Source organism: Montanilutibacter psychrotolerans, assembly GCF_003719825.1.
Classification (GTDB): domain Bacteria; phylum Pseudomonadota; class Gammaproteobacteria; order Xanthomonadales; family Xanthomonadaceae; genus Montanilutibacter; species Montanilutibacter psychrotolerans.
On record NZ_RIBS01000002.1, the window covers coordinates 344,318 to 357,422 of the forward strand.

Here is a 13,105-nt window from a genome sequence, read left to right on the forward strand (position 1 = left end):
GACGACGCACGTTCGACGACGCACGTCCGACGACGCACGTCCGACGACGTCCGGTAACGCGCCGCACCGCGCCGTCCGGATGGCACTCGCGGCCGAGGGCGGGTCGCGAGCGTCGACACCCGCACGCTGATCGCCGCCGCCGCGCCGAAGCGGGCGGTTCGGGGGGCGATCAGTTTGCCGCGGGCGTCGGGGCAACGCGCCGTACGTGCATGTCGGCGACCTCCGCACTGGGCTTGCCGCCCTGCCAGAACTGCCAATGCACGCGCAGTTCGTCGCTGCCGACGAACTGGAACGTCGCGTCGTGCATGTGGCCGGCCTGGGTCGGGTCGAAATTGCTGGCGCCGTCGAACGCGAATGCGACATCGTTGCCGCCGACCGGCTTGGCGCGCATGCGCGGGTGATTGCCGCTGGCGCAGAAGTGGTGCAGCACCACGTCGTCGCCATCGCGGGTGAACACGGTCGTCATCTGGTGGGGTGTGCCCGGAAACTGGGTCTCGACCACCGCATTGCCGGCGGCGCTGACCTCGTAGCGCAAATGCGCGTTGGGAATCGAATTGCCATCCAGCCCGGTCGCCGACCAGTCGCCGGCCAGCGCCTTGAAGCGCTCCAGCAGATGGGGGGGCGGCGTCGGCGTGCCGGCCGTGGCGGCGGGCTCCCCGGCGTGCAGCGGCGCCATCAGGCAGACGAGCGCGGCAGTGAGGGCGGCGTTGCTGATCGCACGGTGCATGGTGGGGCTCCGGTTGACCGCGAGGGCGGGACACCGATGCTACGCCGCGCCGCAACCCCTGGCATGGGGCGCTGCCGCAGGCCGGTTGCCGGTCGGCAGTGCGGAACGGGGCGCGTTCGAGGGCGGCGCGCATGGCGCCAGCGGTTACGCCTGGTCGGGATAGGCGACGTCGACGATCACGAACCGCGCCGGGCCGCCGGGCAGTTGCGCTTCGAACTCGTCGTCGAGGCGCTTCTTCAGCATGGCCCGCGCCAACGGCGAATCGATGCTGATCCAGCCCAGCTTCGCGTCCGTCTCGTCCGGGCCGACGATGCGATAGCGCTGCGTTTCGCCGGAACGTGCGTCTTCCACTTCCACCGTCGCGCCGAAGAACACCGCCTGCGGGTCGGACGGGGCGGTCTCGATCACCTTGAGAGCGGGCACGCGTTTGCTGAGATAGCGCACGCGCCGGTCGATCTCGCCGAGCTGCTTCTTGCGATAGGTGTATTCGGCGTTCTCCGACCGGTCGCCCTCGGCCGCGGCGGCGGCGAGTGCCTTGACGACCTCTGGTCGCTTGACCCGCCACAGCTCGTCGAGCTCGGCCTTGAGCCGATCGTGGCCCTCGCGCGTGATCAGCGCGGTGCTGTGTTCGGCCGGTGGTCGCCAGCGGCCCATCAGGGGGTTTGCGCAGGCGGAGCGGAGGGCTGGTGCGGCGCGGGCGGAAGGCTGGCCAATGCCGCGTCGAGTCGTGCGGACAGATCGTCATCCTGGCACCGCAGGCGCGCCTGCTGCAGCACCTCGCGCGCATGCTCGTGCTCCTGGTAACGATCGACCAGCATCGTTGCCGCATCGAGCGCCCAGACCGCCGCCTCCGGTGCGCGCGGCTGGCTGCGGATGAGCGCCAGCAACGTGTCGATCGCCAGGCGCGGCTGGTTGGCCTGCAGGGCGAACGCCACCAGCTGCAGGGCCTGCTCGGCCTGTTCCGGGACGAAGTCCGGGTCGCCGCCGCGCATCTCGCGCAGCAGAGTGAGGGCGCGCTGCTGTTCGCCTTCCGACAGCAAACGATGCAGGAACTGCCGCGCGTGGGCTTCCCAGCGTGCGGGGTCGGTCTGCATGCGCAGCAGGTCGTGGAAGTGCTGGTGGACCGGCAGGGACACCGCGCGGGTGTCGACCTGTTCCTGCAGCAGCGCGATCGCCGCGGTGGGGTGACCTTCGCGCACGAGGTCCTGGGCCTCCTCGATCAGCGAACGGTCCTCTGCGAACCGGTCCAGCGGTGCATTGCCCAGGCTGCCAGGCTCGTGGTCGAGTGCCTCGTGGAAGCGATACACCAGGCTGCCGGTCAGCCGGAACGCCGCGAACACGGCCCACACCAGCACGAACGCCAATGCCGCATCGCCCAGCACCGACGGCAACCAACGCACCAGCAGGCGGCCGATCAGGATCGCACCGGCCTGGATGGCGAACAGCTGCAGCCAGGTCGCGACAAAGGGCGAGCCGATGCGTTCGAAAAGGGCCAGCGTGTTTTTCGGGTTCAGCGCGCGCAGCAGGCTGTCGTCTATCGCCAGCGCGATGGTGATGCCCGGCTGCAATACGACCAGCACCAGCCAGCACAGCCAGGACGGGACACCAAAAATGATCGACACCCACCACACCAGCAACTGGGCCAGCACCAGCACGGCAAGGAATCGCCACGCGGCCCCGTCGGTGCTGCCGAGCAGGTTTTCGGGCGGCTTGTCGCGACCGTCGGCGCTTTCGCGCAGGATCTCGAAGGCGTAGCGGAAGGCGGCAATCCAGGTGACGATGCCGATCAGCCAACCCACGCCCGGCAACAACGCGAGCACGTTGCCCGCGGTCATCGCCAGCGTGGCGTGCAGCGCCGAGCCCTGCAGCGGATAGCGCAGCACGTTCGGAAGCGCCGAGACCGATGGGTCGACGACGGGCGGGCTGGGCGGGTTGGGCATGGTTCGACCGGATGCAGGCGATGGGGAGTAGAGAACCGCATCGCCGCGCGCCTCGCAAGGCAGTGCGTCACACAGTCTCGTCGGCGCCGCGGAGACCGCGTGACGGCGTGGCACGCGGATCAGGGGGCGGCCTCGGGTACCGGCATGAAAAAGGGCGGCCCGTCGTGACGGGCCGCCCCTGATGTAACGCGGTGTCGCTGCGATCAGTGCGCGGCGGCAGGCGCTTCGGTGCTGGCCGGGGCGTCGGTCGGGGCAGCCATCGTGGCGGCGCCTTCGCGCTTGAGCGAGCCCGCCATGGCGCCAGCCACCGGCTTGCCATCGACGCCGAGCGGGTCGAGCTGGTCCTTGGAGGTGATCGCGTACAGGCGGTCGTCCTCGGCCTTGGTGTTCGGGTCCAGGCGGATGCGGCTGCCGTTCTCTTCAGCGGTCCAGCTGCCGTCCATCTTCTTCGGGGCGGCCTTGCCCACCATTTCATTGATCACGTACATGCCATCGGCCATGAGCTCGATGGTGGTGTCGACGTTGGTGCCGTCGGCGGCCGGCAGGCTGCCCTTGAACGTGCCGGCGAAGCCCTTCTGGTCGAAAGCCGGGGCGGACTCGGGCATCGGGGTGACGTCGGTGGCAACCGGCGCGATTTCCGGCATCGCCTTCGGCGTGGCTTCCGGGGCTTCGGGCTTGCAGGCGGACAGCGCGAGGGCGCCGACGCAGGCCAGGGCGAGCAGGGTGTGCTGGGTCGAGAACTTCTTCATCGGGTGCGACTCCTTGATGGGTGGCGGGTGGCGAAGTGTAGGACGACGGAGATCGGACAGCGAAGCGGGGTGGGCGACGACGGATGCGGGACGACTGAGGCGGGTCGACGGAGGGGGTCGATCAGCGGCGCTTGCCGCCAAAGAGGCCACCGAGCAGGCCGCGCAGGATCTGTCGACCGATCTGGCTTCCCACGGTTCGGGCGGTCTGCTTGGCCATGGTTTCGACCATGCCCTGACGGCGGCCCGTGCCGAACACCGCATCCTTGACCGACTGCCCGAATCCACCGGGCTCGGCGTCGTCCTGTTCGCGGGTTCGCGCTGGCGGTGCCTTGGCCTGTTCGGCAGCGGCGGTGGCCTTGTTGGCCAGCATCTCGGCCGCGGAATCGCGGTCGACGCGCTGGTCGTACTTGCCGCCGACCGGGCTGCCGGCGCGCACCTGCGCACGCTCGGCCTCGGTGATCGCGCCCATGCGGCAGCGCGGTGGCGCGATCAGCGTGTGTTCGACGGGCATCGGCACGCCCTTGTCCTGCAGCGTCGACACCAGTGCCTCGCCGGTGCCAAGCCGGGAGATCGTTTCGGCGACATCCAGGTCCGGATTGGCCACGAAGGTCTGCGCCGCGGTGCGCACGGCCTTCTGGTCACGCGGCGTGAACGCACGCAGCGCGTGCTGCACGCGGTTGCCGAGCTGGCCGAGGATGTCGTCGGGCACGTCGTCGGGGAACTGCGAACAGAAGTACACGCCCACACCCTTGGAGCGGATGATGCGCACCACCTGCTCGACGCGCTGGCGCAACGCGGGCGGCGCATCGTCGAACAGCAGGTGGGCCTCGTCGAACACGAACACCAGCTTGGGCTTGTCGAGATCGCCCACCTCGGGCAGCTGCTCGAACAGTTCCGACAGCAGCCACAGCAGGAAGCTCGAATACAGCCGGGGCTTGAGGATCAACGATTCGGCGGCCAGCACGTTGACCACGCCGCGGCCGTCGGTGGTGGTGCGCATGAGGTCGGCCAGCTCGAGCGCGGGCTCGCCGAAGAACATCTCGCCGCCATCGGACTCCAGGCGCAGCAGCGCGCGCTGGATCGCGCCGATCGACTGCGTGCTGACCAGGCCGTAGGAGGTGGAGATGTCCTTGCGCTCGTCGGCCACCAGGCCGAGCAGGGCACGCAGGTCTTCCAGGTCGAGCAGCAGCAGGCCGCGGTCGTCGGCAAGCTTGAACACGATGTCGAGCACGCCCGATTGGGTGTCGTTGAGTTCGAGGATGCGCGAAAGCAGCGTCGGGCCGATCTCGCTGACCGTGGTGCGGATCGGATGACCGGACTTTCCGAAGAGGTCCCAGAACACGGTCGGGCTGGCCTGCGGCGACCAGTCCGCGATGCCGATCTGGGCGACGCGCTCCTGCAGCTTCTCGCTGGCGGTGCCGGCCACTGCCAGGCCGGCGACATCGCCTTTCACGTCGGCCAGGAACACCGGCACGCCCATTCGCGAAAATCCCTCCGCCAGCGTCATCAGGGTGACCGTCTTGCCGGTGCCGGTGGCGCCGGCGATCAGGCCATGGCGGTTGCCAAGCTTGCCGTGCAGCAGCACCGGGCCGCCGTCGGGCGTGGTGATCGATTTGCCCACCAGGATGGTGTTGGCGGGGACGACGGACGCGTTGGAGTCCATGGTGGCTTCCGTTGGGTGACGGGCGATTCTATGCGCGAACGACGGCGGCATCGGCTTGCCCGGTTCAGCGCCACGGGGCTACCCTGCCAAGCCACTTCGCTGCAGTTGCCGTCCATGCCCTTGTCTGTCCGCTCTTCCACGGCCGCGCTGGTTGTCGCGATCGCTCCCGTCGCGGGTCTTCTGCTGGCCGGTCTGTCGTTCGATGCAAGCGCACTGTCGCGCCGCGACCAGCAGGCCGTCGATGCCCTCAACCAACGCGTGCAGGCGGCCGAAACGAAGTACCGCGAGTCGATCGTGAAGATCGGCAATGCCGATCCCGAAGGCATCGCCCAGAGCAACGCCGCACTGGAGGACATCGAGGACGTGATCGTCGAGTGCGGCAAGCAGCGGGGGTGTTCGGTCGGCACCATGCTGGCCGCCTACAAGCGCCTGCTGAAGGCCAACGCCGACGCCGCCGGCGATGGCGACACCGATACGTCCCTGGCCGACGAACCGCCGGACACGTCGGCCGACGGGGTTCCGCAAAGCGCGAGCGCGGCATCGCTGTTGAGCGCGGACGGCCAACGCCTGGTGCGCCTGGTGCAGAACAATCCGGCGGTGCAGGCCGGCATTCGCCGTTGGCTTACCGACATGCGCGTGGCGCTGATCACCAGCCACGAAAACTACCAGTACATGCGACACCTGATGTCGCCATCGTTCCAGCGCAACGGCCTGCCCGAGGCGCTGCTGTTCGGGATCATGGCCAAGGAGTCCAACGGTCGCGTGCACGCCGGCTCGCGCGTGGGCGCTACCGGCCCGCTGCAGTTCATGCCGGCCACCGGGCGCCGCTTCGGCCTTGGCCCGGACGGCACCGGTTTCGACACGCGATACGACCCGCGCGCCTCGGCCGACGCCGCCGCAAGCTACCTCAACGAACGCTTCGCCGAGCTCAACAACGACATCGAGATGTCGCTGGCCGCCTACAACGGTGGTGAAGGGCGGGCACTGCGCGTGTTCCGCGCCAGCGGTGGGCGCAGCTTCTGGGATACCGATGTCTACAACCAGTTCCCGGCAGAGACCAAGGACTACGTGCCGATGGTGATCGCCGCGGCCTGGTTGTACCTGCACCCCAAGGAGTACGGCCTGGTGTTTCCCAGCGTCGATGCGCGCCCGGCCACGCTGCGCCTCGCGCGTGCCGCGTCAATCTACGAGCTGACCATCTGCCTGGGCAACGGCGGCACGCGCGACGGCTACATGCGCGCGCTGCGCAACCTCAACCCGCGTTACGAGGCCGACCAGTTCATCCCGGCCGGTACCACGCTCCAGGTCACCGCCCGGATGGCAGGGCTCTACAACCGCCATTGCGTCAGCGGTGCCCGCGCCGACCTGGCCCGCACCCTGGTGCTCAGCGACGCGCGCAATGCGGTGGTCAGCGCCGGCCCGCTGATGCCGGTGACTGCGCCTCCGGCCCCGGCGGCTGTCGCGACGCAGGCACCGCGTGACTACCCGGTGCAGCGCGGCGAGACGCTGTACTCCATCGCAGGCAAGTTCCAGTGCGATGTCGACACGCTGGCCAGTGCGAACGCTATCCGCGGTCCGCGCTACGCCATCCGCCCCGGCCAGGTGCTGAAGCTGGAAGGCTGCAAGGGCTGATGACCGAACCCGCGGAGCCGGCAGGCGCCGACGCGGTTGGCGCCGCCACGGTTGGCGCCTCCGTGTCGCCGCGCCAGCCATCGCTGGTGGCAAAAGCCTGCAGCGCGCTGCATTGGCTGCTTGGGTGGCCGGCGTATCTGCTGCTGATGGTGTGGTACTTGCGCGCCTTGTCGGGTACCTCGCCGGGCTTGGTGATGGCGGGGCTCGTCGCGATTGGACCTGTGTACGTGGCCGTGGTTGCCGTGCACGAATTCGGGCACTGGCTGGTCGCGCGTGCACTGGGCCTGCGGCCGCTGCAGGTGCGCATCGCGCGGTGGACTCTGCAACCGCGCCGGGTTGGCGTGCGCATGCGGGTACTCCCGCGCGGCGAGGGCTGGGACGGCTACGTGGTGGTCCACCCGAAACCCGGCGTGACCACCGAGCGCGAGTGGGTGGCGCTGCTGCTGGCCGGGGCCGGGGCGAATCTCGTGGCGATGCTGGTCTGCGGCGTGTGGGCCGGCGCCAGCGACGGCGCGTTCTCGGTGCTGCTGAACCTGTTTGCCCTGATGAATCTGCAGACGGCGATATCGGCACTGGTCCCCACGGCAAAGCCGCGGCCCAACGACGGGCTGATGGCGTGGCAGCTGATGCGGGGCGGTCGCCTGTCGGTGCCCGGCGACGAATTCGCCTTGTTGAACGCGCGCAGTGTGCACGGCGTCACCGCCGACCAACTGCCCGAACACGAACTGGCTGCGTTGGGTCGGCAGCCGGCGCCGATGCCGTTGTTCCACGACTGGTTGCGGCTGAAGGCGGCGCAGAATCGCGGCGATTGGGCCGCGGCGGTCGCACTCGCCCCGCAGATCGAGCGCAACGAGGCGGCCATGCCCCCGGCGATGCGCGAACTGCTCGACGGCGCCTCGATGGCGCTGCGCGTCGAACTGGCGTTCTCGGCGGCGATGCTGTCGCGCTGCCCCCAACCGTTGGAAACCCTGCCGCGCGGCAAGGGCGAGCTGTGGGAACTGCCGCACCTGCCACCGCGACTGCAGGCATTGAAGGCCGCCCTTGCCGGCGATGTCGCCGGGTGCGAGCGCGCGCTCGAGCGATCGCGGCGGATGGCGGACAACTCCGTCGACCTGTCCCTGCGACGCAGCGAAAAGCGCCTGCGCGCGGCGGTGCGGGCCGTCCTGCCTGCACAGTGACGCATCCGTGTTGGCGGAGTCCTGCGGTTCGCGGCAACGTGGCTGCTGGCCCGCGCACCGACTAAGGTGCACCACGCGTTGACGTGCACCGCGCGCCTCTTTCATCGTCGAGCAAGGAGTTTCGATGTCGTCCCAGCCCAGCCTCCACACCATCGCGCCTGCCCGCCGTCGCTGGGGCCTGGCGATCCTCGTTGTCGCCGCGCTGGCGATCGTCGGCGCGCTGCTGCCCGACCAGCGTTGGCTGCATTACGTGTGCAAGCCGCTGGCGACGTTGTTGATCGTGGCGATGCTGCTGGGCGCCGCGCCGATCACCGTGCGCTATCGGCGCGCGGTGCTGGTCGGCCTGCTGTTGTCGACGCTGGGCGACGCGCTGCTGATGCTGCCTGGCGGGCCCGGAAAGCCCGACCTGTTCGTGTTTGGCCTCGGCAGCTTCCTGTGTGCGCACATCGCGTACCTGGTGGCGTTCGGTGGTCGTGCGCGCGCATTCGCGGTGCGCTGGCCCTGGCTGGCCTATGCCTTGCTCGGTGGATCGGTGCTTTCGGTGCTGTGGCCGCACCTGCCGGGGCCACTGCGACCGCCGGTGGTGGTGTACGTGCTGGTGCTGGCGGCGATGGCCGCGCTGGCCGCATCGATGTGGTGGCAGCACCGCGATCGTCCGGCCACACAGGCGGCCGTCGGCGGGTTGCTGTTCGTGGCGTCGGACGCCACGTTGGCCTTCGATCGGTTCGTCCAGCCGTTCCCGGCCGGGATCGTGGTGGTGCTGGCCACGTACTGGTCGGCGCAATGGCTGATCGCGCGCTCGGCCACGCGCGACTAGTGCCCTGACGCACCACGGGCGGCGCCTGCCGCCAATGGTTGTCTCGCGCGGGTGCGCCGCGTTACGGCAACCCTCGGACGGCAGCCTCGTAGGATGGGTTGAGCGAAGCGATACCCATCGCACGCGATGGCGGCCAAGGTGTCAGCTGCAATCCCGAGGGCGGGGCGGATCGGCCTGGCAGAATCGGCATTCGCCAGGAGGGCTGCCTTCGCTCCCGCCTGGATCCCGGTTGATGGGTATCGCTGCGCTCAACCCATCCTACGTCGATGCATGGGGTCGGTAGCCCACGCTCCGTTCGGGACGGCAACCCTGGCGGGGCGACGCGTCGAAACGACGCGTCAGGGCCGCATTGCCCGATCAGACCCGCCGGGCCAGCGGCTCGCCAAGCCGCACGGCGATCTCGGCGTCGAGTTCCGGCGTCAGCTCGGTCACGCCCGGCGGCAGCAGCACGATCACCGTCGAGCCGTAGTTGAAGCGCGCCATCTCGTCGAAACGGTCCAGTGCGATGTCCGCGCCGCGGAAGTCCTTCACGGTGATCGCGTCGCCGTAGCGCGGGATCTCGACGCCACTCCACACGGTTTCCACACCGGACACCAGCAGCGCGCCCACCATCACCATCGCCATCGGCCCGAAGTCGGTGTCGAAGTGGCACACCAGCCGCTCATTGCGCGCGAACAGGCGCGGCACGTTGCGCACCGCATCCGGGCCGACGCTGAAAAGGCGACCCGGCACGTGCACGGTCTCGCGCAGACGACCCGCCCACGGCATGTGCACGCGGTGGTAGTCCTTGGGCGACAGGTACACGGTGGCAAACAGGCCGTGCTGGAACGGCATCGCGGCATCGGCGTCGCCAAGCAGTTCGGCGGCGGTGAACGACTGCCCCTTGGCCTGGAAGATGCGGCCGTTTTCGATCGCGCCGCATTGGCTGATGCGCCCGTCGGCCGGCATCAGCAGCACGCGCGGGTCCGGATCGGGCACGCGGGCGCCGGGCTTGAGGGCGCGGGTGAAGAACGCATTGAAGCTGGCGTAGGCGCGCGGATCGGGCTCGGCGGCCTCGGCCAGGTTGACGCCGAACTTCCGCGTGACGGTGTCGATCAACCACTGTTTGATGCGAGGACGGGTCGAATACGCCAGCGCGCGTGCGGCCGCCGACATCGCACGGTGCGGCAGCAGGTAGGTGAGGGTGGTGATCAGGCTCATCGATGGGGCTCTTGATTGCGGCGGCGCGGGGAATGGGGGAGTGAGGCCGAGGGCCGGGCGACGGCGGCTGCCGGCGCCCGGGCCGGCGTCACGGCGCCGTGGTGGCGGTCAGCTTGGCCAGGTCGGCCGCGATCGCCTTGGGGTCCAGCGGCGGCTGCAGCACGCCGGCCATGCGGCCCTGCGGATCGAGCACCGCCATCGTCGCGCTGTGGTCCATCGTGTACTGATCGGCGGGCATGCCTTCGGGGGCCGGCGCCTTGGCGAACACCAGGCTCAACGAGCGCGTGAACGCCTCCAGTGCCGGCAGGTCGGCCGTTGCGGCCAGGGTGTCGCGGTGGAAGGCATGCGCGTACTCGCCGATGCGGTCGGGCGTGTCGCGCTCGGGATCGACCGACACGAACAGCACGCGCGGGCGCACGGCCTCGGGGATGCTCGCCCACTGCTTCTGCGCGCCGGACAGTTCGGTCAGCGTGGTGGGGCAGACGTCCGGGCAGTAAGTGAAGCCCAGGAACACCAACGTCCAGTGGCCCTTGAGTTCGCCCGGCACCAGCGCGGTGCCGTCGGACTGGCGCAGGTTGAACGCGGGCAGTTCGCGCGGCGGCTCGAACAGGCGGACGGCCTGGGTCTGCGGCAGCGGCTTCTTGCCTGACGTGGCGGCGAAACGGGATTGCCCTGCCCAAAGGCCGAGGCCGGCGGCGAGCGCGATGATCAGGATGATCACAGTGGTGCGATTGAACATGGCAGGTCCGGTGCTTGGGCCCCGCCATGATAGCGGTCACTGAACATCTGACAGTCACCGCGGTGAAGCGGATGCGTCACCGTACGGTCAAGGCCGGCGAGGAGGGTGTCGGTCATCCACCACGCGTGTCGACGCGACGGTGGCGGCGGCTCGGGGGAGTTTCCGCTCGGGGAGTCCGCCGGCACGTCGGGCGTTTGATGCCCACAGCAGCACGAAGCCGTCCGCGATGTCCGGGCCGATGCCGACCCGGGGCGCGACAGCCCGGGCGGCTGCCAGCCACCGGGTCCACCCAAGACAGGACGTCCACCATGCCGATCGTTCGACTCCGCACGTTGTTCACCATGCTGCTGCTGGCCGTGTGCAGCCTGCCGCTGGCGGCCTTCGCGGCCCGCCCTGACCTGACCGTCATGAGCTACAACATCATGCAGCTGCCCACCCAGGACTGGGACCAGGCCAACCGTCGCAACCGCCTGCCCGCGGCGATCCGCGGCCTGGCCGAGACGCCCGACGTGCTGGTGCTGCAGGAAGTCTTCACCAACGAGGCCTACGCCAGGCTGGTCGACCTGCAGGACCTGTACCCGTACCGCACCGGCACCGTCGGATACCGCTGCAGCGGCGACGGTTGGAACTCGATCAGCGGCGCCTGCTCCAACGCGATCACCGTGGTCCGCGGTGGCGTGGTGGTGCTGAGCCGGTGGCCGATCCTGGAGAAACACGCGCTGGTCTACCGCGCCAGCCGGTACGGCAGCTGGGATTACCTGTCCAACAAGGGCGCGGCCTACGTGCGCTTGCGCAAGGGCGGCAGCGACTACCACATCATCGGCACGCACCTGCAGGCCAGCCAGACGATGGTGTTCGATCCCGGTGCGGACGATCGCCCCGACCACGCCGTGCGCATGGCGCAGCTGCGCGAGATGCACGACTGGATCGATGGCTTCGGCATCGCCCGCAGCGAGCCGGTGATCATCGCCGGCGACCTCAACGTCGAGTACGGGCGCGGCGACGACGTGGTGGAGATGCTCGACACCAGCGCCACCGACCTGGATTACCCGGCCAGCGAGCCGTTCCGCAGCTTCTCGGCCCGGCACAACTGGCTGACCAAGGCCAACGCCTACTACGGCGGGTTCAGCCTGGACTACGACCAGACGCTGGACTACGTCCTCTGGCGGCACGACCACCTGGCGCCGGTCGAACCGGCGCAGCAGCGGGTGATCGCGCTGAAATCGGCCGACAGCTGGTACTGGTTGTGGATGCGCGGCTGGTGGGACCTCCCCGAGGGCCGCGTCTGGCACGACGGCTACCACAGCGAACTGTCCGACCATTACCCGGTCGTCGCCACGTTCCGCTACGACCGCTGAGGCAAGTCGCCTGCGGTTTTTGCGGGCGGCGATTGCGGGAGATTCCCTATAATCGCCGCCTCGCTCCGCGCTGGAATTGCCGTGTCTGCCCAAACCGATCCTTCCGTAACCTTCGAACAGCTCACCATCGTCGACCTGATCCGCCACGGCGGCAGTCGCTTCGGCGCGGCCGGGCTGACCTTCGGGCACAGCTACGACAACGCGCTCGACGAGGCGACCCAGCTGGTGCTGCACGCGCTGCACATGCCGCACGACCTGAGCCCGGTGTACGGCAACTCGCGCGTCACCACGGACGAAAAGCAAAAGGTGCTGGCGTTGTTCGACCGTCGCATCAACGAACGCATCCCGGCCGCCTACCTCACCGGCGAGGCCTGGTTCGCCGGCCTGAGCTTCAAGAGCGACCCGCGCGCGCTGGTGCCGCGCTCGCCGATCGCCGAGCTCATCGAGTCGGGCTTCGAGCCCTGGCTCGGCGGCCGTCAGGTGCACCGTGCGCTCGACCTGTGCACCGGCTCGGGCTGCATCGCCATCGCCACCGCGCACTACCACCCGGATTGGCAGGTGGACGGCGTCGACATCAACGACGACGCCCTGGCGCTGGCTGCCGAGAACAAGACGCGGCTGCACGCCGACAACGTCACCCTGCGCAAGTCGGACCTGTTCCAGCAGCTGCAGGGCGAGGTCTACGACCTGATCGTGACCAACCCGCCGTACGTCACCAACGACGAGACCGACGCGCTGCCGGCGGAATACGCGCACGAGCCCGAGCTGGGCCTGCGCGCCGGCGACGATGGGCTGGACCTGGCGCTGAAGATCCTGCGCGACGCGCCCGATCACCTCAGCGAGGAAGGCCTGCTGATCTGCGAGGTCGGTGAGGCCGAGCGCGCGCTGGTCGAACTGCTGCCCGAACTCCCGCTGGCCTGGGTCGAGTTCAAGGTGGGCCAGATGGGCATCTTCGTCGTCGAGCGCGCCGACCTGGTCGAGCACGCCGCGCGCATCCGCGAGCTGGCCAACGCACGCTGAATTGAGCGCCCTGCGCACCGCAGGGCGGGTGGTCGAAATCCTGGCGCTGCTCCCGGTCGCTGCGGCAACACCGCTGGCCGGG

Annotated in this window: 12 protein-coding genes; 5 read left to right on the forward strand and 7 right to left on the reverse strand. The window is 69.4% G+C overall.

The window, feature by feature from the left end; all coding sequences use genetic code 11:
• Positions 1-169 precede the first annotated feature (169 nt).
• From EER27_RS05155 to EER27_RS05175, 5 genes are all read right to left on the reverse strand, one after another.
• Positions 170-727, reverse strand: coding sequence for a hypothetical protein (locus tag EER27_RS05155; RefSeq protein ID WP_123086951.1), 558 nt, complete (start codon positions 725-727; stop codon positions 170-172).
• Positions 728-871: 144 nt separating this feature from the next.
• A complete protein-coding gene (gene greB / locus EER27_RS05160; protein ID WP_123086952.1) occupies positions 872-1,381 on the reverse strand; it encodes a transcription elongation factor GreB in 510 nt (169 codons plus the stop codon).
• On the reverse strand, positions 1,381-2,667 hold the full coding sequence (locus EER27_RS05165) for a tetratricopeptide repeat protein (protein ID WP_123086953.1): 1,287 nt from the start codon (positions 2,665-2,667) through the stop codon (positions 1,381-1,383). The genes greB and EER27_RS05165 overlap by 1 nt, the downstream gene beginning before the upstream one ends.
• Positions 2,668-2,870: 203 nt before the next feature.
• Complete coding sequence (locus EER27_RS05170) at positions 2,871-3,416, reverse strand: copper resistance protein NlpE N-terminal domain-containing protein (protein ID WP_123086954.1); 546 nt, start codon at positions 3,414-3,416, stop codon at positions 2,871-2,873.
• 121 nt (positions 3,417-3,537) lie between these two features.
• A complete protein-coding gene (locus tag EER27_RS05175; RefSeq protein ID WP_123086955.1) occupies positions 3,538-5,079 on the reverse strand; it encodes a helicase HerA-like domain-containing protein in 1,542 nt (513 codons plus the stop codon).
• A 114-nt stretch (positions 5,080-5,193) separates the two neighbouring features.
• On the opposite strand from EER27_RS05175, the gene EER27_RS05180 reads away from it, so the two are divergent.
• From EER27_RS05180 to EER27_RS05190, 3 genes are all read left to right on the forward strand, one after another.
• Positions 5,194-6,711: a transglycosylase SLT domain-containing protein gene (locus EER27_RS05180; RefSeq protein ID WP_123086956.1), complete on the forward strand. Its 1,518-nt coding sequence runs from the start codon at positions 5,194-5,196 to the stop codon at positions 6,709-6,711.
• Positions 6,711-7,889: a M50 family metallopeptidase gene (locus EER27_RS05185; RefSeq protein ID WP_123086957.1), complete on the forward strand. Its 1,179-nt coding sequence runs from the start codon at positions 6,711-6,713 to the stop codon at positions 7,887-7,889. The genes EER27_RS05180 and EER27_RS05185 overlap by 1 nt, the downstream gene beginning before the upstream one ends.
• A 124-nt stretch (positions 7,890-8,013) precedes the next feature.
• Entirely contained in the window at positions 8,014-8,706 is a 693-nt protein-coding gene (locus tag EER27_RS05190) for a lysoplasmalogenase (RefSeq protein ID WP_123086958.1), read from the forward strand.
• A gap of 357 nt (positions 8,707-9,063) precedes the next feature.
• Here the strand turns inward: EER27_RS05190 and asd are convergent, their stop codons facing one another.
• Both asd and EER27_RS05200 read right to left on the reverse strand, forming a co-directional pair.
• Complete coding sequence (asd, locus tag EER27_RS05195; RefSeq protein ID WP_123086959.1) at positions 9,064-9,906, reverse strand: archaetidylserine decarboxylase; 843 nt, start codon at positions 9,904-9,906, stop codon at positions 9,064-9,066.
• A gap of 88 nt (positions 9,907-9,994) precedes the next feature.
• Positions 9,995-10,645 carry an SCO family protein gene (locus tag EER27_RS05200; protein WP_123086960.1) on the reverse strand — a complete coding sequence of 217 codons (651 nt, stop codon included), beginning with the start codon at positions 10,643-10,645 and terminating at the stop codon, positions 9,995-9,997.
• A gap of 308 nt (positions 10,646-10,953) precedes the next feature.
• Between EER27_RS05200 and EER27_RS05205 the strand changes: the two genes are divergently transcribed.
• Both EER27_RS05205 and prmB read left to right on the forward strand, forming a co-directional pair.
• Positions 10,954-12,003 (forward strand): sphingomyelin phosphodiesterase, encoded by a 1,050-nt coding sequence (locus EER27_RS05205; protein WP_190285655.1) that lies wholly within the window; start codon positions 10,954-10,956, stop codon positions 12,001-12,003.
• Positions 12,004-12,084: 81 nt separating this feature from the next.
• Positions 12,085-13,023, forward strand: coding sequence for a 50S ribosomal protein L3 N(5)-glutamine methyltransferase (gene prmB / locus EER27_RS05210; protein ID WP_123086962.1), 939 nt, complete (start codon positions 12,085-12,087; stop codon positions 13,021-13,023).
• Positions 13,024-13,105: the final 82 nt, after the last annotated feature.